Raw genomic sequence first — 22,275 nt, forward strand, 5'->3', positions numbered from 1 at the left:
CCCCGTTCTCTATTTAAATGTCGTTTCCCAATTAAACCCGATCGTTTCGTCATTCCAGGCGATTCGCTTTTCATCTGGGTTTTTCGGGTCATACGATTCTGTTGTGAAATACACAATTTGCAGCGGCGTCTCACCTAGTACACGATAGCCATGCGCGACACCCTTTGGGATAAGAAGCAGCATCGGATTGTCTTCCCCCATATAATACACATCGGTTTGCCCCTTTGTGGGAGAGTCCTCACGCAAATCATATAACACGACCTGTGCATGACCTGCGGGGAAGAACCAAACGTCGTCTTGTTTTTCATGATAATGAAAGGCTTTGATCACGCCTGGAAAGCTTTTCGACCATGACGCCTGCCCAAAGCGTTTCAGCATCGGTTCATCATCTCGAATGAGCTCTGCAAAAAAGCCGCGGTCATCACAATGTTTCATAAGTCTTTTCGTTTGAACACCATCAATCATGCTGTTGCCATCTCCCTTCTTTCTGCAAATATTCGTAAAGTGCATCCTTCCAATGCCTCGGCTGCCAGCCTGTGGCTTCAATCGCTTGAAGGTCTAAGACAGAATAGGCTGGGCGAGGCGTTTGGAAGCCGTACTCTTCCGTGGAAATCGGCTCAATTGTGGCGGACAGTCCGCTTTTCATCACAATTTCTGACGCAAAATCAAACCAGGAACAGCTTTCTCGATTACTGACATGATACACGCCTGCCTTCTGATCAAACAAATGAATCAAGGCCTCAGCTGCATCCTTTGTATAAGTAGGAGACCCTATTTGATCGTTCACAATGCGCAAATGATCCTTCGTTTCAGCGAGCCGAAGAATGGTATTCACAAAGTTATGCCCCTCATGTCCATAAAGCCACGAGGTACGAATGATTTTCACTTCATCTGACACAAGCTGAATCAATTCCTCACCAAGCTTTTTACTCTTTCCATAAATGGTTTGAGGATCTGCTTGTGCATCGATTTGGTAAGGGGTGTCCGCCTGCCCGTCAAACACATAATCTGTACTGACATGTAACACATCAGCGCCTGCGCGCTTTGCTTCCAGGGCTGTATAGTAGGCGCCAATGCCATTCACAAGATACGCCTTTTCGGTTTCTGTTTCACATTGATCAACAGATGTATAGGCTGCTGCACTGACAACAATATCAGGCTGATAGTGTCTCATCGCATGTCTAACTGCCTGCTGGTCTGTGATATTGAGCATGTTCCTCGTTAAGGCAATGACGGTCATGTCTTTTTCTTTGAGCTGTCTGCTCAATTCTTTCCCTAATTGGCCGCCTGCACCGGTGATTAAAACTTTCATCCGTCACCCTTCTTCGCTCTGATCGTATTTGGTTCGATACCAATTGATCGTTTTTTCGATACCTTCTTCAAATGACGTCTCCTGCGTCCAGCCGAGCTCGCCTTTTAGCTTACTTGCATCAATGGCATACCGTCTGTCATGTCCTTTTCGGTCTTGAATAAACGCAATTTGATCATGACTGATTCCAAGCTGCGATAGAATCGTTTTGGTTAAATCAAGATTTGTTTTCTCATTGCCGCCGCCAATATTGTATACCTGCCCGGCTGTGCCGTTTTCGAGCACCTTCTTCACAGCTCTCGCATGGTCTTCTACATACAGCCAATCGCGAATTTGCTGGCCGTCTCCATAAATCGGGATTTTCTTTCCATTGACTGCTTTTCTAATAATGGTCGGTATTAATTTTTCCTCATGCTGATACGGTCCGTAATTGTTGCTGCATCGTGTAATCATCGCGGGTAATTGGTAAGTGTGGATAAAGGATTTTACAAGCAGGTCTGAACTCGCCTTGCTTGCTGAATAAGGATTGTTCGGTGAGAGTGGTGTTTGTTCTGTGAAAGCAGGATCATCTGGCTCCAAATCTCCATATACTTCATCTGTTGAAATATGAATGAGCTTTTTCGCCTTTCCATTTAAAACAGCTTCAAGCATACGATACGTTCCAAGGACATTTGTTTGAATAAAAGGCTCTGCCGATTCAATGCTGCGATCAACATGCGATTCTGCCGCAAAATGAATGATCGCATCATAGACTTCGTCAAATGCTTGATCTAGCTCATGCTGAAGGGTAATATCCCCTTGAATAAACCGAAAATGAGACAACTTTAATAATTCATCCATCTCGTCTGGATGACTGGCATATGTTAATTTATCAAAAACGGTGAGCCTGACATTTGTATCCTGAAGTAGCAGCTTCACAAAATTCAGTCCGATAAAACCCGCTCCGCCTGTAATTAAATAAGACTTCGTCATTCGGATCCCTCTTTTTTCTTCATCGTTTCAAACATTTTCGCAGATGCTTCGTGGAGAGATTCATGTGTTCCTGCATCAATCCACCACCCTTTTAACATATCATAGGTCAGCTGACTATTTGAGATATAGAGATTGTTCACGTCTGTAATCTCTAATTCGCCTCGATCTGACGGCGAGATTCTCTCAATATATTGAAAGACTTCTTGATCATAAAAATAGATGCCCGTGACGCAGTAGGATGAGCGCGGATGCTCCGGCTTTTCCTCTATTGATAAAATCTGTTGACGGGCGGCATCAATTTCTGCAATGCCAAATCGCTTTGGATCTGCCACTTCTTTCAACAGAACCTTGGCTCCTCTATCTTGCTGCTGAAAAGCTTCAACAAAAGGGTTTAGCGAATCCTCAAATACATTATCACCAAGCATCAGCACAAACTTCTCCCCTTTGACAAAGGGCTTTGCATAGGATAAGCCGTCTGATATCCCAGACGCTTCAGGCTGTACCTGATATACGATGTTCATCCCCAATTCCTGATCGCTTTCAAGCAGCTTTTGAAACAACGGGATTTGTTCTTCTTGTGATATGACCATCACATCTAAAATCCCTGCTTCCTTCAATTTGAACAATGACCAATAAATCATTGGATATGGACCAACCGGCAATAAATGTTTATTGAAAATCTTCGTTAAAGGCGCCAGTCGTGATCCCTTTCCTCCTGCTAAAATAACTCCCTTCACATCTACACATCCCTATAGTCTTTTTGGTGATGATTCATGAGGTGTATAAGAATGTTTTTCACTCGTTCAATTCCTTTTCCATCAATGAGTGTCCGTCCATTAAGATGGATGCTCCTGCGGAGAAAGTAGCTGCTGGACAGTCTTTCCACAGCACACCGTATATCTTTTTCATCCACAAGTTCACCTAAGCCAAGATGGTGGCACGCTCCCTTTTGTGCAAAACGAGCCGCTGTCACTGCTTGATGGTCGACTTGTGAAAGGACAATACTGGGCACTCCGATACAAACTGCCTCGTATAATGTCATCCCGCCAGCAACTATTGCCAGATCAGCTTCCGAAAGGCGTGCAGGTAATTGATCTGTATGACGAATGAATTGAATATGCTCAGCCTCTATTTGTTCTTCAATGCGGGAGGCTTTTCCTGTAACCGCTAAAATGTGTAAGTGGTCCGCTTCGAGGATTGCTGATACAGTCTTTAATAACAATCCACGCGGGTCACTGCCCCCAAGGCTGATGACCACCTTTTTGCATTCTTTTCGAACCTCATATGTGTCTTTTAATCGGCTTATCTCTTGATCTAACAATAAATAAGGTGTTCCATAAAAATATTCTGTCCCATCTACTTGCATGTACTTTTCGTCCAGACCGCCATAAATGCCGTTCACGACAGCATCGGCAAGCTGACAAGCTTCTGCTCTTTTTTCTTCGAATAAGACCAGCCTGGCAGAGCTGGAGGATGCTTTGACTAATTGAAGAAATTGGAGGTCACAATCAAGTACATCAATCAGCAGAAGATCTGGATTCAGCTCTTTTATGTCCTGCTCCATCTGAAGGAATGCCTTCGACTCCTGCACCAAATGAACGTGCCAATCTGGACCTGAGAGCATTTCTACACAGATCTGTTCATTTGTATAGAAAGATATGTCGTTTCCTTCTTGAAGCAGTTGATTTGCCAGCCGTTTCATTCTGACGACATGACCCATCCCTCTTAAAAACCCACCATACACAACAATCATGATTTTCTTGTTCATTCAGCATCCTTCTGTTTCACAAATTGATTCAGCCGAACAATATCAGGGTCTTGTTCGCAAATGGTGATGAGTTCAGCCGTAGGCACAGCAATGGAGCCGCCAGCTTTCTCTAGTAAACGGGTCGCAAACACATAATCTTCTTCTGTATCAATCGTGAATCGATAAGCAGGATATGCAAGTTCTTTGGGCGGTGTGAATAATTGCAGGTGAAATTGCTCAGGATGCTTTCTGATATAGAGCGTGACATGCTCACGCTCTGGCTGCGTAAGGGGAAAATTGTCGATTTCACTTAAAATCTGTGCGTCGATCATTTCCCCGGAAATACCGAGTGGCGTTCCAGCCGTATACGTGTAATCAGCCTTCTCTTGTCTATGTTTTTCAAGCATTTTCGACAAAAGGACTGGATCTATAAATGGGTTATCTCCTGTTAAACGCACAATGGTTTGCGGTTCAAAATGACGGACAATCTGCGCAAATCGCTGCAGTACATCCGCCTCACTGCCACGAAATACTTTATAGCCCTTTGATAAACAATAATGAGCCAGCAGATCATCTTCTGCCTCAACTGTTGTGGCGATCATGAGGTTCTGCGTTTTGTGATTGTAATGATCTGATTGCTTTACCCTTTCAACAATCAGGTCGATCAGCGCCATACCGCCGATCGGTTTCATTACCTTTTTTGGCAGCCTTGTTGAGCCCATTCTCGCCTGTATGACAAAAAGGACATCATTGATCATTTGACGATGTCTCCTTCATGAGTACATCTTTCCACGAAACCCCTGTATGGGCCGGGATATCTCTGACAGCCTTTGCGCCAAGTAAAACCGTCATATACCTTGGATGCAGACCTTGGCTTTTTTGTCCTGGACGTAACACAGCTAGACTTTCTGCGGTCAATGTCTCGCCCTTCGCAATGCCTTTTGTCGTAAAAATGCCTCGATACGCAAATTCACGAATCTTGCCTTCAATAGCTGTTGTCGTTTTATAAGAACTGCCAAGGAGCTCTTCTGGCACTGAATGAGTGTCAGCTTCTTTTAAATTCCGCTGCTTTTCTGCCGCTCGAATATGCTGAACCATTTCCTTCAATTCTTCAGGATCAAGAGCAAAGGAATGATCAGCCCCAGGTAACGTTTTATCAACTGTAAAATGCTTTTCAATGATTGCTGCTCCAAGCTTCACAGCGGCCACAGGCGCTTCAGTTGGATGCTCACTATGATCAGAAAAGCCAATAACTGCCTCGGGGAATGCCGCAGCTAAGGTTTGAAGCACGCGCAGATTCGTGTAAGCTCTAGGTGCTGGATACTTTGCTACGCAATGCATGATAGCGACCTGCTGATTGTGCTCGCTTGTAATCGCCTCATATGCTTCATGGACATCCGAAATGGTTGCCCCGGCTGTTGAGAATATGATGGGCTTTTGAAAAGATGCCGTGTGACGCATAAGAGGCAAATGATTGATTTCATAGGATGCCAGCTTGAAAGCCGGCGGATCGGTTTGATTCAATAGATCCGCAGATTCTTCGTCACACACTGTGCTTAAAAATATCAGCCCTTTTTCCGCGCAACGTGACAATAACACCGGGAGCCATTCTGGCGGCAGCTCCATTTGTTCCACTAAAGAAAAAATAGACACCTCTTCCCCTTTGGCTGTTTCGTACAAACCCGGTTCCTTTTGATACATCCGATCAGCTTGAAACATTTGAAACTTCACCGCATCGGCACCTGCTTCCTTTGCCACATCAATTAAAGCAAGCGCCTGATCCAGCTTTCCATCATGGTTAATGCCCGCCTCTGCAATGATAAAGACAGGCGCGCCATCCCCTACTTTGCGATCTCCGATATAGAAATGCGCCATCTTACCTCTCTCCTTTTTTCGGCCACACATGGTAATACAAGAAGGCATTTTTTGTTCTAAAGCCCAGCTTTTCGTACAGCTGAATCGCGGTTGTGTTATGCATCTGAGTTCCGGCAGACATAAACCGATGCCCGCTCTCATGAGAGGCGTTAATCATCGCCATCACGAGCTTTTTCCCGATCCCTTTTCCTTGTGCATCCGCTCTAATGGACAATAAATCAAGTACCAGTTCATCGTCCTTTGTCACCCCTTGAATCAAACCAATGACTTCATCATTCACCTTTGCTGCGAGATTGATATCTGCACGTCCGAGTAAATTGTTTCTCATCCATTCCTGAAAAAAATGCTGGACGGCATTCTGATCTAAAAAAGGATCAAGTGCATACCGGCTTTTCACAAACGCCTGATGAGCAAGTGACACCGCCTCATCGTAATCCTTTTCATCCGGCAGACTGATGACCACATCTTCACCTGTAGATGGCATCTCCATTTGAACAGGCGGCGCCTCAAGGCGAGTGAGACCGCCCACATAGTACACATGTGACAGCCTTTGGACGATGCGGTTTTTTTCAAGATCAGACGCTTCAAGACGTAAAAAGAAAAAATCGCATTTTTCTGTTCTCATCCAATTGATGAAACGCTCCATCAATTCTTGAAAAGCAGACGCTGACTCCGCTTCGACAAACTTCACATGAAAAATATGCTGATGAAAAATGCCGCTTTCCCATTTTGACCATTCATATAACAGGACTGCCTTTAGCTGTGCGCCATTAACAAGAGCAAACTGCTTGAAGCCGTTCATTTGTTCCGCTTGTTGACCGTATTTCTCCAGCCAAGCAGCCAGCACCTGATCATCTACAGCATGAACGCCCTTCATGATAATGCCTTCTGTTCTTTTAAAATAGACAACACCGCTGTGATAACATCCTGCACATCTTCATCTGTCATACTTGGATAGAGCGGCAGTGAGAGCGTCTGCTTGTAGTATGCAAGTGACTCAGGAAAATCCTCCGGTGAATAGTGATATGTTTCTTGATAGTATGGATGCAAGTGAACAGGGATAAAGTGAACACTCGTGCCGATTTTATATTCCTTTTGCAGCTGATCAATCAGTTCATCACGCGTGATAAATGCTTCTTTTGGATTCACTTGCAGTACATACAAATGCCATGCATGTCTTCCTTCTTGATGCACAGGCGGCAGGATCAGACCCGCTTCTTTTTGAAAAGCCTGATTGTATGCTTTTGCAATCTGTTCTCTCCGCGCCTGCATGTCATCTAGTCGGCTTAGTTGAACAAGCCCTATCGATGCCTGCACGTCAAACATGTTCATTTTATAGCCTGGTTCCTCGACCTCGTAATACCACGTTCCTTTTTCTCCATAACGATTCCACGCTCCCTTGCTCATCCCATGGAGCGCTAGTCTTCTAATCCGAGCCGCAAGCGCATCATCATTTGTTGTCAGCATGCCGCCTTCACCAGTCGCTAGGTTTTTCGTTGCATAAAAGCTAAAAGCGGTCGCATCACTAATGGATCCAACGGGCTGACCGTGATACGTTGTGTAAAGAGCGTGGGCAGCATCTTCAAGTACAAATAGATCATACTTTTTGGCAATCGCCAAAATTCGGTCCATATCGCACGATTGACCGGCAAAGTGAACAGGAACAATCGCTTTTGTATGTGGTGTAATGGCCGCTTCTATTTTCTCTGCATCCAGGTTGAGTGTCGCTGGATCAATATCGACAAATACAGGCGCTGCTCCCGTATGGATAATCGTATTGGCTGTTGCGCAGAATGTCAGAGGGGTTGTAATCACTTCATCCCCAGCCCTAATCCCTCTTGCCTTTAACGCTAAAAATAAAGCAGCCGTACATGAATTGACAGCGATCGCATGTTTTGCACCTGTCAGCTGCTGAAATTCTTCTTCAAACTGTCTTACTTTTGGTCCAGTTGACAGCCAGCCGGACTTTAATGTTCCAATGACTTCATCAATTTCTTCCTGCTGAATGAAAGGCAGAGCATAAGGAAGAAATTGTGCTCTCTTTTTTCCCATATCGCTTGCACACCCCTATCTTCATCTCTGAAAATCCACACCAGTTTTTGTTTTAAGCAGAGAAAGCAGAACATCGATAGATCGCGCATGCGGATAATGTTGTTTAATGAACTGAGCTCCTTGCTGCTTTGCCAGTTTCATCTCTTGTTCATCCGACAAAATACGAATGGCTTTCTCAGCTAGTTCAACAGGGTTTTCCATATGATAGCTGCCAAGCGACTCGTAATATGGGTATCTTCTGCCTTCTGTCATTTTCCCGATCAGCACACTCTTTTCAAAAAGCATCGCTTCAAGACCAACTGTTGATGTGAGCGTAATCACGATATCCACATATGGCAGCAGATCATACAGGTCAATTTCTTTTTTAATCAATCTCACATGATTCCCCGCTCGTTCAATAGACACATAGTCATTTAATCGATTTCGAGCAATTTCCCAAGGATGCGGCTTCATAATCAGCTGAATGTCTTTCCGTTTGGCGATCGTTTTAAGAACATCGCCATAAAAGGCTTCAGAAAACGGCTGCGTTGCCACAAGCACGGTCTTTTTAGCCGGACTGAAGTTCAATTTACGAAAAATGAGATCCTGTTGAAGCGGCGTTCGCTCCTTCACCAAATCAAACCTCGGATGACCTGTGATTTCCACCTGTTCCGGCTGACAGCCTTTATCTACATACCAGTCCTTTTCATATTTTCCAAATACCCCATGGCAAGTCGTGAAAATTGGTAAAAAGGCTTCGTCTCCCATAAGCGCACCGTGCTGAAGACAGATACTCGTAAGCTGGCGTTTCACTGTTTGCAAAGCGAGTACGCGGCTGTAAGCATCCTCCGTCGTTCCAACAATGACAGCTGCAATCGGCTGCATTTGAAATAGCATTTCTATCTGGTCAATGACATCAATAAATTGCACAATGTCCTTCCGCAGTTTTTCTCTAAAAAAGACATTGCCAAAGACAGGGTGGTGAGCGTAAGGTTTAAGGAGAACATTTGCTTTTTCAATATATTCAGCGTGGGCTTCTTTATTAACCTCTCCGGCTAATTCCGGCTTACTGATCACGGGTAATCCGTAATAATCCGCCTTCTTCCAGCGAGCGAGCACCACCGTTTGGTTTGGATGGAACCGCGTGTAATTTTGTTCCGTAAAACGCAGGTGTTCAAAGTGAAGCAATACCTTTCCATTCGCCGGACGATAAGCGATACGCTTGATCTGCTGCTTATGCTGATCAAAAAATGGCTGAATCTCTTCCGGTAATGGACAAGCGGTTGTCAGTTCTTGACCGAATGCTTCATCTTCCATGCGTTCCCTCACTTCAGGACTGATATATTGATAAAAATTACTGATCAACCCAAGAGGAATTTGCTTGTAGGACAAATCCTTCATCAGATTCACATACTCAAAGTACACCTGCCAATAATGATAAATATAGTGCGACACTTCAGGTCACCTCCCATGTTTTTGTTTTAATATACTGCGAAGCTCCCAGCAGGTAGACTGCTCGGGAAGTGCTTGAATAAAGGCACTTTTCTCTTCTTCTGCCAGCTGATAATGAATGGACTGTTCTGTGATGTAATTTGTATCTAATATTTCATCAAAGGGATAGAACGGATAAAAATGATTTAACCGAAAAAAGAAACGGGCATCCCCTATCCGATAAAAATGCGGACTCTCGTCCCAGTAAGACCCAAATTCAGCATGAATTTTTGATAAAATGGATGCACGATGTACGACCGAGCAATGATCTATGGCACAGGGGGCATTCCATTGCACTGTTTGCGCCGGCCGAATCGTTTCCTTCACTGGCTCTTTTTTGCTATTTAAATAGATCACTTTAGAACTAGAATAGACAATCTCTTTACCTGGATGGGCATCTAGATAATGAGTGAGCTTCTCTAAACGGTCCGGGGCGTAGACATTGTCATCTGTTGCATAGGAAATATACTCGCCCTTTGCCAGTTCTAATGCTTGATTAATCAGCACGGCGTAGCGAGTTTTCGCTGTTCTCTCTTCCAGCGTTTTGACACCGCTTTGGATAAAGTGAACGCGGGGATCTTTGCGAAACGGTTCAATAGCAGCAAGGGTTTTTTCGTTTGATCCATCATCCATGATAAAAAGTTCAAAGTCTGACAGCGTCTGCTGCAGGACCGCTTCAATCGATCTGCCGACGTAAGCCGCCTTGTTGTAGCTCGTCATAATGACAGTTACTTTTGTCAAAGTTTTCACCTCGGTCTCTTTCAAACTATGTTTATCATATGTGTCTCCTCTTAAAGAGACTGTAGAGTGACCTATTTTTTATAAAATTGTATTTTTTTATTGATCTATCTTTGAAAAATGCGAAATTTTTGGTAATATAAGTAATCATTTGTGTGTATTAAAGGAGTAAAGAACATTGGAAGCTATGAAGAATGATCACTCCCAAGAAGAGGAAGTAAAAGGATTTTTTCGATTTTTTAAAATTTTTGTCGCGACAAAAACGATTATTCGCTCATATCAACATTCCAATATTCCCATTTGGCTGATGATGCTCCTTGCAAGTATCGCCGGTACGGGCTGGATCTACGAAGGGTATTTTAGCGAGTATATGGGCAATCATATTCCATTCCCTTTTATTCTGTTACAAGGAGCGGGATATGGTATTTTGGCAGGTAATATGATTCTATTTTTCGGTGTCCTTCTGATTAAATGGTTAGGCCGTCTCTTTTTCGACTGTCAAACGGCATATCGAGATATACTCAAAGCCTGCACACTGACGGTCTTTTTCCCTTCTGCTTTATTTTCACTTACTTGGATTTTCACTGTTGGGATGCTCGGTCCGTATACGTTTGTTAAAATCTCACCATATTTAGATCAGCATTATGAAGTATGGTATTATCTCGATCTTTTAACTCTTACGGATGTATATGCAAAGACGTGGATATTTGGAATGGCAATTTTAGGCATTGTCGCTGTGATGAAGCTCAAATTATGGCAAGCCTTCATCATTGTGATCACACCGCTCGCCGCGTTTTTTCTCATCACGACACTTTTATTTGATATTCAGCACGCTGTAAACTGGATCATGTAAAAAAGACGAGTACCGATAGAATACGAGGGATTGTCTACACGCTGAGGAATTGCATAGCAGTTCCTTTTTTTCGTTCAATGTACATATTCTCCCCTCCTGTCTCATAGTGTGAAAGAGAGAAAGAATGCTATGGAAACAACAGGTGCTTTAGCGCCTTCTGTTTAGAACACCATGAGGAAAGAGGAGGAACGTTATGAAATTGAAAAATCAATTTGGGCAAGGTTCGGGTTTCGAAGGTCAAGATTTTCGCCAGCAACAATATGGAGCAAATCCGTATCCTGCGCAGCAGATGGGTTATTCAGTCCCTCCCCAAACGCAGGGTCAAATGCAGCAGGGGTTTTCGCCAATGCCGTCTACCGGCACTTCACAAGGAGGCCAAGGAACGCAGGGCGGCGGTCAGCCATATCAAATTCCTTCTGGACCGGTTTATCAGCAGAATGTCACCGGGCAGCTGCCTATTGAGCAGTCCTATATTGAAAATATTTTACGATTGAACCGCGGCAAGGTAGCCACGATTTATATGACATTTGAGGCGAGCAAGGAATGGAATTCGAAGATTTTTAGAGGCGTCATTGAAGCTGCAGGACGTGACCACATTATCATTAGTGATAATAAGACAGGAACACGATACTTACTATTAACGATCTATCTTGATTACATTACGTTTGATGGGGAAATTCAATACGACTATCCATACTCCATGTCTACGTATTCTCCGAGATAACGTCAAGCATGGCAAAAGCAAGGCTCAGGTGCCCTTGCTTTTTTTCTTTTGTCTAGGTTTTTGTCACACCTCTAGGGCGCTGCTCATAAGATGCCTAGTAGTTTTTATCAAAAGCCTAGAGGTGACATCAATGACTGTTGAGCTGGATTATACATCACCAAATGTCAAATTTTCATACGATCTGAATCAAAGCCCCCTTGTGAAATTCGATCAGCATAACCTGATTAATGTGTTAGGAAAAAAACAATTAAACTCGTTGGATCAAGTGTCCCTGCTGGATATATATTTGAGTAAAAGCAAAGTCGTAGAGCCTCATTATCATCAAAATGCCGCAGAGCTTGTTTATTGTATAGCCGGTTCTGCTGCCGTATCGATGCTGAATCCATTTACAAAAAAACTGCACACCTACACCATCACACCTGGACAGGTGGCAAACGTGCCTCAAGGCTGGTGGCACTATGAAGTCGCTCTCCAAGACAGAACTCATTTGTTAGCCATTTTTAACGCATCTACACCTGAAGTGATCCTAGGCTCAGACCTTCTCACCCTCACCCCTTCTCACATCATGGCCCATACTTATTGCATGAACGAAACACAGTGGAAGCAGGCGATAAAGCCTGTGAAACCAAGTGTGTTTATCGGACCATTTTGCCACCGGGAGGATGAGTCTCAAACGCATCCTGTCCCTCCATCTCACTACGTCCCATATTATCAAGCACCGCCCAACTATACCCCTTACTGGAGTTAAGAAAAAACCGATGCCCCTATGAGAGCATCGGTTTATTGGCTTATAAATTTTTTGCTGCTGCAATGACAAGCATGATCCAAGAGGCGATAAATGCTACTCCGCCAATAGGAGTAATGGCACCTAAAATCTTCACCTGCGTCAATGCCAGCACATAAAGGCTTCCTGAGAAGAAAAGGATGCCTGCAAGCATTACCCAGCCAGCGGCAGGAACCAAGGAGACACCTGACAGCTTATCTGCAAGAAAAGCGACAACAAATAAGCCAATGGCATGGAACATCTGATATTGAACACCTTTATTCCATATTTCTATATATTTTTCAGGGATTTTCCCTTCTAGACCGTGCGCACCGAAGGCTCCAAGTCCAACAGCAAGCATGGCGTTAATAGCACCTAAAATGAAAAATAGTTTCATTCGTCATTCTCCTTATCTCGTCAATTATATTTATCATAGCGCGGGTGAAGGGCGACATTCAACTTTCCCTTTACGTTGACACGAGATTGTCGGATTTCTTTTTCTTTCGTAACAAGACTTGGTCGACCACGATCGCAATGAGTGTACCTAGAACAAGACCGTTGCTTAATAATGAAATGAGCACAGGATGCATCCCTTTCAAGGCCCCCTGAGGCACAAACATCGCCCCTACGCCTGCTAAAACAGCAATCCCAAGAACAAAGCGAATCCGCGGAATTTCATCTTTCTCATACTGATCAAACTCTGACATCGCAATCCCAATCATAGAAGAGAAGACCACAAAGTTTACAGCAAGCCCCACAGGTGATGGCAATGCAGAGAAAAAGCTCATGAGCAGGGGAAACAAACTAATGAGAACAACAAGCAGACTTCCTATGAAAAAAGGCTTTCTCGAAGGAATTTTGGTTGTCTGGATAAATCCTGCTGCCCCCGAAATAGGTACAGGCGCAATCGCCCCGATCAGCCCGCTTAATAAATGACCAAATGCTGCGACAAAACCAGCAGGTCGTGCTCTTTTCCGCTCACGCAGTTCACCAAATGCCTTCACTGAACTTTCCACAATTCGAATACTTGCCAGCATGTTCACAATGAGTAAAATCGTTATAAAAAAGGACGTGACAAGCAATCCGCTGTCAAAGACCGGCATACCGAATGGAAACAGCTTCGGAAACTCGATGATTTGTTCTGGAATTCGAACCGGCTTCGCCAATCCGAGTAGAGCGAATAACAGCCATCCGCCTGCAAGTGCGAATAACACAGAAAACTGCCTCAAGTAATGCCATTTTGAGCGGCTGATCATGAAGGTGAGGATAATAATCAAGATCGATAAGCAAAAGACAAGCCCGTCCACCTGATTTCCCCGATAGCCGATGCCCATCAGCCCTTTCATGATTGGTTGACTTAGCTGCACAACAAGCAGCAGCAGGTAAATGCCTGTGACGACTGGCGTAAATAAAGACGCGAGCCAATTGATGATTTTAAATAAACTAAAAATAAAAAAGAAAACAGCACTAAAAATTAAAGCCCCTTGTAATGCTTGCAGGGTTTCAGGATACGTCGCAAAGATTGTACCTGTCATGCCGGCATAAAGGGTATACACACCCCACCAAAGCCCTGCTGGACTTTCATTGATCGGCAGCATATGGCCGCATAAACACTGCACCATCGCCACAAGACCAAGTGAAAAGAAAGTACTTTGAATCAGCTCCGCCGATTGCACTTGGTTCAATTCAAATGCTTGTGCAATCGCAATTGGTACGGCAATAGAAGCTGCGATAAAAAATGCCATCCACTGAATGGCGCCCAAAAATAGTTTCAAACCGATCACCTTCCCTTTGTCGTGACAAGACCATTAAAAATCAAAAATAGAGTCGCCGTTCCCGTCCTTCTCTTTTTGACCCTCATCATTTTGCTGAAATTTCTTCGCACCACTTGTGCCCATGAGTTTCTCAAGCATGGCTTGATCTGTAGTCACAGGTGGCGCTGATGGTGTATGTATCGATGGAGGTGGTGAGATGGCCGGCGACTGCGGCATTTGCACCTTTGATGGTGCGTCGAGAATGACATCACATAGTGAAGAAATGGCCGCTACTTGACGTTTCACCTCTTCATCATTTCCACTTTGTTTTGCTTTTTGAACCGCTTCCTCCATTTTTTGAAGCAGGCTTGATATATGAATATTCAAGGGTAGACCCTCCAATCTAAAAAAATCTCTTTTCAACATTATTTTACCAAATGAACAAACCAAATGGGTTCATTTTTTCAAAGCAGTGCGCTCACGACTCTCTTATTTGACCCGTCATCTTCATTCACACATAATAAAAGAAACAAAATCGTCTATGAAGGGATTGAATAATGGACAAGCTTACTGCTCTATTTCAGAAACAAAAAGTCTTTCAGAAGCCGGCGGTTCAAGAACGCATCCGCATTCTTCAAGATTTAAAAGCAGCAATCAAACAGCATGAAAAGGATATATTACAGGCCTTAGCCCATGATTTACATAAATCCGAACAGGAAGCCTATACAACAGAGATTGGGATGGTGTATGAAGAAATCAATCATACCATCAAGCACCTTCACAAATGGGCGAAGCCAACTCGCGTGAAAACACCGCTGACTCATATCGGATCAAAAAGCATGATTATCAAGGAACCTTATGGAACTGTGCTCATCATTGCTCCTTGGAACTATCCTTTCCAATTGGCCCTTTCTCCATTAGTCGGTGCGATTTCTGCGGGAAATGCCGTGATTTTAAAGCCGTCTGAGCTGACGCCGGCAGTCTCACAAGTGATCAGCACTATCATCAAACGTGTATTTCAAGAAGACCATGCGGCTGTCGTAGAGGGCGGTGTTGAAGTCAGTACAGAACTGCTGAAACTGCCCTTTGATTATATCTTCTTTACTGGAAGTGTGGCAGTTGGCAAAGTCGTCATGGAAGCCGCCGCAAAGCATTTGACCCCTGTCACACTTGAGCTTGGCGGAAAAAGTCCCAGCATCGTCATGCCTGATGCCGACATCAAGCTAGCAGCGAAGCGGATCACCTTTGGAAAGTTCACCAATGCAGGGCAAACCTGCATTGCACCAGACTATTTGCTCGTTCATGAATCCATCAAAGAGGAACTTTTGCGAGAAATGACGGCCTGTATCCGTGATTTTTATGGAGAACATCCCGAAACGCATCCGCACTTTGGAAAAAATGTCAGTCAGCGTCATTTTGACAGGCTTACACAATTTCTCTCAAATGGAACGATCGTCACAGGTGGACAGCGCAATGAACAGGAGCTCAAAATTGCTCCGACCATTTTAGACAACATCACATGGGAAGATCCTGTCATGCAGGAGGAAATTTTCGGACCGATTCTGCCTGTCATGACCTTTGATTCTCTGCATGAGGCAGTTCATATGATCAAAGCAAGGCCGAAGCCGCTTGCGCTTTACTTATTTACAACAAATAAAGAAACAGAATCCTATATTCTAGACAACCTCTCATTTGGCGGAGGATGTATCAATGACACGCTTATGCATGTCGCTACCCCTTACCTGCCATTCGGAGGCGTCGGCGAAAGCGGCATGGGGCGATATCACGGGAAGGAAAGCTTCTTTACTTTTACGCATGAAAAAAGCGTCCTGCGGCAAACCAATCGCTTCGATTTTTCCTTCCGTTATCCAAATGCGAAAAATGGACTCGACTTGGTCCGCAAATTTTTAAAATAAACAGGACGAAGGGGCTCTCCCCTCGTCCTATTTTCATTCAATATCCTTGATACACCAATTGATTTCTTCAATCCCCATTTGCTTTAAATACGCGTTTACCTTTGAAAACGGCCGGCTGCCAAAAAAGCCGTTTCTTGCAGAAAAAGGACTTGGATGAGGTGACTCAATGATGTAATGCTTGTTTTGATCAATGCGTTCTTTCTTGTTTTGAGCATGTCTTCCCCATAACACAAAAACGACAGGCTGCTCACGCTGATTCAGCACATCAATCACGCGGTCTGTCACTCGTTCCCAGCCCTTGCCTTTATGAGAATTCGCCTCGCCCCTTCTCACAGTCAGCACAGTGTTTAAGAGCAGCACACCCTGCTCTGCCCAGCTGACAAGTGAGCCGTGGTTTGGAACAGGACAGCCAAGATCATCCTGTAGCTCCTGAAAAATATTTCTTAAAGATGGCGGGTGTTTGACGCCCGGCTGAACAGAAAAGCTTAATCCATGTGCCTGCCCTGGGCCATGATAAGGGTCTTGTCCTAAAATCACCACTTTGACCTTTTCATATGACGTCAAATGAAGAGCACGATACACGTCATCTGGTTTTGGAAAAACGGTCTGCGTGCGATATTCTTCCTTCATCCATTCACGTAATTCCTGATAATACGGCTGTTCAAATTCACTTTTCATCACAGCCCACCAGCTATCATTTAAAAATGGCTTCATTGTGGTTTTCCTCCTTCTACTTGCTGCGCTAGTCTGGAGATCATCGGTTTTCCATCCCACACAATCTCACTCTCTGATTCTCTTTTTTTCATCGCTGGTTCTTCTAATAATATCGCAAAGTTCGCTGTCGGCAGATCGCCCAGTTCATGCTTTTCACTTAAATCATCTAAGTAGTTTTTCCTTGTTTCACCCAGATCACTAGACTGATTTCCACCGCCGTCAAAAAACGCATAGATCACGCTCGCCGCTGGCACTCGTTTGACTCGGGCATGCTGTGATACACGCAAAAAGAAGTCCCAGTCCCAATAATGATGCATCGCTGGATCAAAATAGCCAATCTCATCGTGTATACAGCGTTTGTACATACTGCCCGAAGGAACATATGTAGAAAAGACACGCATATCCTCAATATCCGCTGTATAAGCAAACAAACGCCTCGACAGCGGGAAACGGGTCGCGCCTTTTTCTTCAAATGATACAATTTCTGCATCAGAAAAGACAAAATCGGCATCTTCCAGCGCCTTGCTCATGCGTTCGATATGACAAGGTGTGAAGTAATCATCGTCGTCACTCAGCATGATGACGTCTCCTGTCAGCTCCCGCACCCCCACATTTCTGGCATTTACATGCTGGACATTCTCATCTAAATGAATCAAGCGGATCGGAAGCTCAGGGTAAAGTTCCTGAATGATGTCGACTCGCTCTCCTGCATCATTGACGACAACAATTTCAAAAGGCTGTACGGTTTGTCTTGTAATGGATTCAAGCAGCTCACACAGTGCGCTGAGCCGGTTATGTGTCACAATTAATAAGGAAATCTTCATATGCAGCTTACTCCTTTAATAGATTCGTCTTTTTCCATTAAAACATAAATTGACTTTCTTCTCATGATATAAAAGGCGGTTTGATTTGATGGGAAAATGGGAATTTTTGATGAAAAGGAGTGATCATGATGGAATATATCACAGTGGAAAATAGTAAAGAAGCAAAACAGACCATTGACCACATTCATTCATCGGGTTCATCAAAAGACGCTGTTTTTGTTTTTGCGTACGACCCAGAACGCTCTGATACCGTAACGGAGTATACAGATGCCAAAAGCATGACTGCGGTCGATCAAGGGATTTTGGATCAAGTCGCCAATGTCATTCGTACCCGGGATGATGAACTGATGGCCAAAATGATGTCAACTGGGGCCGATCAAGAGTTAGCCTTAACCCTTTTAGATGAACTGAAAAAAGGGAAATTGGTGATTTGTAAAAGGTAAGAAAGGGAGGCGTTCCGATGAGAGGAACGCTTTTTTATGCCGTTTCATTGTGATAAATGGAAAAGCTGATTATAATAAGGGATAGAACAGTAACTGTTACACATCACATTGGAGGTTCAGCAACTATGTCTATGAATAAAGCACTCACCATCGCAGGTTCGGATTCAAGCGGCGGTGCAGGTATCCAAGCAGATTTAAAAACGTTTCAAGAAAAAAACGTCTACGGGATGACAGCTTTAACCGTTGTCGTTGCAATGGACCCTCATAATCATTGGGATCATCAGGTGTTTCCAATTGATACGGCGACAATTCGCGCGCAGCTCTCTACCATTGTAGAAGGTATTGGTGTAGATGCGCTGAAAACGGGTATGCTTCCAACCGTCGACGTGATTGAGCTTGCAGCTGACACCATCAAAACATATGACCTAAAAAATGTCGTCATTGATCCTGTCATGGTTTGTAAGGGTGCGAACGAAGTCCTTTACCCAGAGCACGCGGAAGCATTGCGTGAAAAGCTCACGCCACTGGCAACCGTTATCACACCTAATCTTTTCGAAGCAGGTCAATTAAGCGGAATCGGCGAGATCAAAACGATCGAACAAATGGAAGAAGCAGCAAAACGCATTCACGAACTTGGTGCAAAGTATGTGGTAATCACTGGAGGCGGTAAGCTCAGCGAAGACAAAGCCATCGATTTGCTTTATGATGGACAAACCTTCGAACGCCTTGAAACAGATAAAATCGACACAGAATACACACACGGCGCAGGCTGCACATTCTCAGCAGCAGTCACAGCTGAACTAGCGAATGGATCAGACGTGAAAGAAGCCATTTATGCAGCAAAAGAATTCATCACGGCTGCCATTAAAGGCTCTTTCCAGCTAAACGAATACATCGGACCAACAAAGCATTCTGCTCATCGTTTTGACAAATAAAACAGAAAAAACCGATTCGCCTTGTTAGAAGGTGAATCGGTTTTTGTTTATCGAAAGCTTCGTCTCTGTGCAAACAGCCAATCTGTTAAGCCTGGCGTCTCATAAGCAGGCGTCCATGATGCATGGTCATATCCATACTTGCTTGCATACTCCGTATAAAGCGGCTGGCCTCCAGCTTTTTGAATAGCTTGAATTGTATTTCTCGCATAGCTGATAGGGATAATGGAATCATCCTCTGCATGAAATGCCCATATTGGCTTGCTCGCTAAAATTCCCGCCTTGCTCGGATCTGCACCCCCAGCAATAGGAATCATCGCTGCAAACAAACGAGGATATGTGATGTTCAACTGGTACGTGCCAAATCCACCTTGTGATAAACCCGTCGCATAAATTCTTTTCTGATCAATCTGATAAGAAGTTAACACATGCTGAAGGACATCATAAGCTTTGTGTAAATCTGGTGAAAATTGAAACACATTCGTCAGATCAATTTCATTTTGCACATTTCTTGTTAATGCAAAGCCTCCATCGACAGCATTTCGCGCCTGAGGTGCAAGTACATACGAAGGATGTTTCTTTTGAACTTCAGGAGAAGCCCATAAAACTGCACCATCATTCGCAAGTAACTGCTTTTGATTGTCTGTTCCCCTCTCCCCGCCTCCATGTAAGAAGAGGACTAAAGGATAGGCTTTACCCCTCTTATGATTTTTCGGAATGTACAACCGATAAGGCATTCCTTGATATTCAAAAGATAAAAAGGATGATGCGATATCCTCTCGTGTGACAAAACGATAATTGTACGTAGATGTAGCAAGTCGATGCCTATTTTTGTAAACGCTTACTTTTAAAGTCGTATCAGTTTCGATATGAATGGGCTTTTTGTATAACTGACTTTGAGTTGTCGGCTGGCTGCCATCTGTTGTGTAATAAAGAGAAGCTTTTTGAACGTGAGAATGCAGAGCTACCTCTTGTGAACGATAATATTGACCAGACGGGACTGAAGCAATTGACGCAGCAGATGACGTATGATTTCGGGCAGAAGAAACGGAAGGAAAAAGAAAACTCATAGAAAACAGGACAATAATAAAGGTGATCAGGCATTTCTTGGTTGTATGGTTCATATCGTTCCTCCTGTACATGCTCAGATGAAATTTTTATTTATTATTGATCATGACAACACAAATGTCAACGCTTTCATTTAAATTTCTGAATCATCTTATTGAATAAAAAAAGCGTACCCGCTTCCGAGTACACTCTTTTATCCATACATGAACGCCTATTTTTGCTGATCGGACTCTTTCGCCATTTTTCGAATAAAGGCTTCAATGGATTCAACAAATAAAGCATATTCTTTCATTTGTTTATACGTATCTGACAGCTTCTCTTTCACTTCTTCCTGCTCTAAAGAAGGTTCACCGAGAATAGATTGAACTTGAATGAGCAATTCTTTATATTCTTCACGTTTATCTTCAACATGATCTGCCATTGTCTCCAAGCGTTTTCTAGTCGTCGGCTGCTGTTTTGAATTCAAGTAAACAACCCCTTTTTTGTCCTACCGCATTTGGATAAACGTCAGCCTCAGCTGTATATATTTTAAAATGATACCATAATTCCACCTGTTATCATATATGTAAAACGTCATCAAACCGCTTTAGGCCAACCTTGTATATACACGCTATAGGCTCTAAGATACAGGCTGATCTCACTAGAAAAAGCAGATCATTGATCTGCTTCTCTTTGTAAATGCCATGTCTTCAGTTTCAGCTTTGTTTCATTTCTGCCACTGATGGAGATCGATTTATTTCCCGGGGAAGGAAAGTAACGTGCAGTAAAAACTTCTCGGCCTCCGTTTACAAAAATCTCAATTGACGATGAGTCGATAAAGATATGAAGGTCGTGTAATTCCTCTATGACTACTTCACGAACTTCCTTTGATCGATCTTCAAATCGATCCCGCTCTAATGTCAGCTTCCCTTCCTCTTTATCATAGATGATGCGTGCTGCTGCACGGATACAGCATTCAAACCCTTTTTGTGTGTCAATTTGATCAATGAATACCTCTGCGCTCGTAATATCCTCTACAGGGATGGAATGAACAGAACGTTTAATATGAAAAACATGCTCTTGTTCATTGGTCCGCATGGATTGAAGTTCACTTACTGGTTTTTGAATCAGATGTCCGTCCTCATCTAAACGGAGCTCTCTCGGGATCGTGAGGCAGTGTATCCATTGATAAGAAATGGTCGGATGATGTTCTTCTCCTTGATCAGGCACCCCCATCCACCCGATTAAAAGTCGTCTGCCTGATTCGTCTAGAAAGGTTTGCTGCGCATAGAAGTCAAAGCCGCGGTCCAGCTCCTCAAACGCTCCGTGTGTATATTGATAGGAATGATCATCCAATGTGCCAACAAAATAGCCTGATTGATGTGTGTTGTGATATTTTAAGCCATCCGGCTCTAGCCCTTGCGGTGACACAATCAATACATCCCGGCCGTCTAATTCAAACAGGTCTGGACATTCCCACATATAGCCGAAATTGTCTAAACCATTCTTTCCGCTGCCTGCAATCGTGCCTTGAAACGTCCAATTATCTAACGTATCAGAGGTAAATAAGACAAGGTGTCCCTTCAGGTCTAAGCTTTGTGCACCAAGGACCATGTACCACTGCCCATTTCGCTTCCATACCTTTGGATCTCGAAAATGAGCAGTGAACCCTTCCGGCAGTGTTGCCACGACACCTTTTTTCTGAAAGTGAATACCATCTTCCGAAACAGCTAAACATTGATACGTCTCACGGTTCCCTTGTTCATCCCGAACGTTTCCAGTGTACATCACATGCATCTGTCCATCGTCTATAAATGCACTGCCAGAATAACAGCCGTTTTGATCAAACCAATCACTTGGGGCAAGAGCGGCTTCTTCGTGCTGCCAATTGACTAGATCTGTCGATGTATAATGCCCCCAGAATTTTGCACCATGCCCCGTTTTGAATGGCTGCCACTGATAAAAGACGTGGTAAATTCCTTTCCACTGAATCAGCCCATTCGGATCATTTAAAAGACCGACTGGCGGCATCAAATGAAAATGCTGCCGGTACACATCCTTTTTGACCAAATGCTCATAGTTTCGAATACGGTCTGCTATCTTTTGACGAAGTGCTGCGTCAGTAGTTGTCATGACTGTGAC

General features: G+C 43.8%; 25 protein-coding genes. 6 read left to right on the forward strand and 19 right to left on the reverse strand.

Annotated features, from left to right (window positions below; all coding sequences use genetic code 11):
* Window positions 1-9 precede the first annotated feature (9 nt).
* The 11 genes from NSQ25_RS17350 to NSQ25_RS17400 are packed head-to-tail and all read right to left on the reverse strand — an operon-like array spanning window position 10 to window position 10,166.
* Window positions 10-465, reverse strand: a complete 456-nt coding sequence (locus NSQ25_RS17350; RefSeq protein WP_034660371.1) for a dTDP-4-dehydrorhamnose 3,5-epimerase family protein — start codon at window positions 463-465, stop codon at window positions 10-12.
* Window positions 458-1,312, reverse strand: a complete 855-nt coding sequence (rfbD, locus tag NSQ25_RS17355; RefSeq protein ID WP_034281275.1) for a dTDP-4-dehydrorhamnose reductase — start codon at window positions 1,310-1,312, stop codon at window positions 458-460. The genes NSQ25_RS17350 and rfbD overlap by 8 nt, the downstream gene beginning before the upstream one ends.
* Window positions 1,313-1,315: 3 nt before the next feature.
* Window positions 1,316-2,281, reverse strand: a complete 966-nt coding sequence (gene rfbB / locus NSQ25_RS17360) for a dTDP-glucose 4,6-dehydratase (protein ID WP_326135903.1) — start codon at window positions 2,279-2,281, stop codon at window positions 1,316-1,318.
* Window positions 2,278-3,018: a sugar phosphate nucleotidyltransferase gene (locus tag NSQ25_RS17365; protein ID WP_041115453.1), complete on the reverse strand. Its 741-nt coding sequence runs from the start codon at window positions 3,016-3,018 to the stop codon at window positions 2,278-2,280. The genes rfbB and NSQ25_RS17365 overlap by 4 nt, the downstream gene beginning before the upstream one ends.
* A gap of 2 nt (window positions 3,019-3,020) precedes the next feature.
* Window positions 3,021-4,049 (reverse strand): glycosyltransferase, encoded by a 1,029-nt coding sequence (locus NSQ25_RS17370; RefSeq protein WP_046312871.1) that lies wholly within the window; start codon window positions 4,047-4,049, stop codon window positions 3,021-3,023.
* A complete protein-coding gene (locus NSQ25_RS17375; RefSeq protein ID WP_061110221.1) occupies window positions 4,046-4,786 on the reverse strand; it encodes a glycosyltransferase family protein in 741 nt (246 codons plus the stop codon). Before NSQ25_RS17375 ends, NSQ25_RS17370 begins: the two co-directional genes overlap by 4 nt.
* Entirely contained in the window at window positions 4,776-5,903 is a 1,128-nt protein-coding gene (locus NSQ25_RS17380; RefSeq protein WP_326135904.1) for an N-acetylneuraminate synthase family protein, read from the reverse strand. The genes NSQ25_RS17375 and NSQ25_RS17380 overlap by 11 nt, the downstream gene beginning before the upstream one ends.
* 1 nt (window position 5,904) lies before the next feature.
* On the reverse strand, window positions 5,905-6,780 hold the full coding sequence (locus NSQ25_RS17385) for a GNAT family N-acetyltransferase (protein ID WP_326135905.1): 876 nt from the start codon (window positions 6,778-6,780) through the stop codon (window positions 5,905-5,907).
* Window positions 6,777-7,955, reverse strand: a complete 1,179-nt coding sequence (locus NSQ25_RS17390; RefSeq protein ID WP_326135906.1) for a DegT/DnrJ/EryC1/StrS family aminotransferase — start codon at window positions 7,953-7,955, stop codon at window positions 6,777-6,779. The genes NSQ25_RS17385 and NSQ25_RS17390 overlap by 4 nt, the downstream gene beginning before the upstream one ends.
* A 21-nt stretch (window positions 7,956-7,976) precedes the next feature.
* Complete coding sequence (locus tag NSQ25_RS17395; RefSeq protein ID WP_326135907.1) at window positions 7,977-9,389, reverse strand: CDP-glycerol glycerophosphotransferase family protein; 1,413 nt, start codon at window positions 9,387-9,389, stop codon at window positions 7,977-7,979.
* 6 nt (window positions 9,390-9,395) lie between these two features.
* Complete coding sequence (locus tag NSQ25_RS17400; RefSeq protein WP_041115894.1) at window positions 9,396-10,166, reverse strand: glycosyltransferase family 2 protein; 771 nt, start codon at window positions 10,164-10,166, stop codon at window positions 9,396-9,398.
* 184 nt (window positions 10,167-10,350) lie between these two features.
* Between NSQ25_RS17400 and NSQ25_RS17405 the strand changes: the two genes are divergently transcribed.
* From NSQ25_RS17405 to NSQ25_RS17415, 3 genes are all read left to right on the forward strand, one after another.
* Entirely contained in the window at window positions 10,351-11,016 is a 666-nt protein-coding gene (locus NSQ25_RS17405; RefSeq protein ID WP_227001751.1) for a hypothetical protein, read from the forward strand.
* A 193-nt stretch (window positions 11,017-11,209) separates the two neighbouring features.
* Window positions 11,210-11,740 carry a spore coat protein GerQ gene (gene gerQ / locus NSQ25_RS17410; protein ID WP_024426405.1) on the forward strand — a complete coding sequence of 177 codons (531 nt, stop codon included), beginning with the start codon at window positions 11,210-11,212 and terminating at the stop codon, window positions 11,738-11,740.
* Between the two features lie 130 nt (window positions 11,741-11,870).
* Complete coding sequence (locus NSQ25_RS17415; RefSeq protein ID WP_034281285.1) at window positions 11,871-12,488, forward strand: cupin domain-containing protein; 618 nt, start codon at window positions 11,871-11,873, stop codon at window positions 12,486-12,488.
* A 40-nt stretch (window positions 12,489-12,528) separates the two neighbouring features.
* On the opposite strand, the gene NSQ25_RS17420 is transcribed toward NSQ25_RS17415, so the two are convergent.
* From NSQ25_RS17420 to NSQ25_RS17430, 3 genes are all read right to left on the reverse strand, one after another.
* Window positions 12,529-12,900, reverse strand: a complete 372-nt coding sequence (locus NSQ25_RS17420) for a DUF423 domain-containing protein (protein ID WP_025093833.1) — start codon at window positions 12,898-12,900, stop codon at window positions 12,529-12,531.
* A gap of 70 nt (window positions 12,901-12,970) precedes the next feature.
* On the reverse strand, window positions 12,971-14,278 hold the full coding sequence (locus tag NSQ25_RS17425; RefSeq protein ID WP_075621536.1) for a purine/pyrimidine permease: 1,308 nt from the start codon (window positions 14,276-14,278) through the stop codon (window positions 12,971-12,973).
* A 33-nt stretch (window positions 14,279-14,311) separates the two neighbouring features.
* Complete coding sequence (locus NSQ25_RS17430) at window positions 14,312-14,644, reverse strand: YwdI family protein (RefSeq protein ID WP_217008675.1); 333 nt, start codon at window positions 14,642-14,644, stop codon at window positions 14,312-14,314.
* A 170-nt stretch (window positions 14,645-14,814) separates the two neighbouring features.
* Here NSQ25_RS17430 and NSQ25_RS17435 point away from each other — a divergent pair, with 170 nt between their 5' ends.
* On the forward strand, window positions 14,815-16,173 hold the full coding sequence (locus tag NSQ25_RS17435) for an aldehyde dehydrogenase (RefSeq protein ID WP_317221764.1): 1,359 nt from the start codon (window positions 14,815-14,817) through the stop codon (window positions 16,171-16,173).
* A 33-nt stretch (window positions 16,174-16,206) separates the two neighbouring features.
* Here the strand turns inward: NSQ25_RS17435 and NSQ25_RS17440 are convergent, their stop codons facing one another.
* Window positions 16,207-16,887, reverse strand: a complete 681-nt coding sequence (locus NSQ25_RS17440; RefSeq protein WP_217008674.1) for a uracil-DNA glycosylase — start codon at window positions 16,885-16,887, stop codon at window positions 16,207-16,209.
* Window positions 16,884-17,711: a glycosyltransferase family 2 protein gene (locus NSQ25_RS17445; protein ID WP_024423819.1), complete on the reverse strand. Its 828-nt coding sequence runs from the start codon at window positions 17,709-17,711 to the stop codon at window positions 16,884-16,886. Before NSQ25_RS17445 ends, NSQ25_RS17440 begins: the two co-directional genes overlap by 4 nt.
* A 128-nt stretch (window positions 17,712-17,839) precedes the next feature.
* Between NSQ25_RS17445 and NSQ25_RS17450 the strand changes: the two genes are divergently transcribed.
* Both NSQ25_RS17450 and NSQ25_RS17455 read left to right on the forward strand, forming a co-directional pair.
* Window positions 17,840-18,154 (forward strand): general stress protein, encoded by a 315-nt coding sequence (locus NSQ25_RS17450; RefSeq protein WP_024426410.1) that lies wholly within the window; start codon window positions 17,840-17,842, stop codon window positions 18,152-18,154.
* A 125-nt stretch (window positions 18,155-18,279) separates the two neighbouring features.
* Window positions 18,280-19,089, forward strand: coding sequence for a bifunctional hydroxymethylpyrimidine kinase/phosphomethylpyrimidine kinase (locus tag NSQ25_RS17455; RefSeq protein WP_024426411.1), 810 nt, complete (start codon window positions 18,280-18,282; stop codon window positions 19,087-19,089).
* A gap of 47 nt (window positions 19,090-19,136) precedes the next feature.
* On the opposite strand, the gene NSQ25_RS17460 is transcribed toward NSQ25_RS17455, so the two are convergent.
* From NSQ25_RS17460 to NSQ25_RS17470, 3 genes are all read right to left on the reverse strand, one after another.
* On the reverse strand, window positions 19,137-20,210 hold the full coding sequence (locus tag NSQ25_RS17460) for a chitobiase/beta-hexosaminidase C-terminal domain-containing protein (protein ID WP_326135909.1): 1,074 nt from the start codon (window positions 20,208-20,210) through the stop codon (window positions 19,137-19,139).
* A gap of 155 nt (window positions 20,211-20,365) precedes the next feature.
* Window positions 20,366-20,620 carry a hypothetical protein gene (locus NSQ25_RS17465; RefSeq protein ID WP_024423823.1) on the reverse strand — a complete coding sequence of 85 codons (255 nt, stop codon included), beginning with the start codon at window positions 20,618-20,620 and terminating at the stop codon, window positions 20,366-20,368.
* A gap of 188 nt (window positions 20,621-20,808) precedes the next feature.
* Complete coding sequence (locus NSQ25_RS17470; RefSeq protein WP_046312845.1) at window positions 20,809-22,266, reverse strand: sucrose-6-phosphate hydrolase; 1,458 nt, start codon at window positions 22,264-22,266, stop codon at window positions 20,809-20,811.
* Window positions 22,267-22,275 lie beyond the last annotated feature (9 nt).

This window comes from Bacillus sp. FSL R5-0512 (genome assembly GCF_038593295.1).
Classification (GTDB): domain Bacteria; phylum Bacillota; class Bacilli; order Bacillales; family Bacillaceae; genus Bacillus; species Bacillus safensis.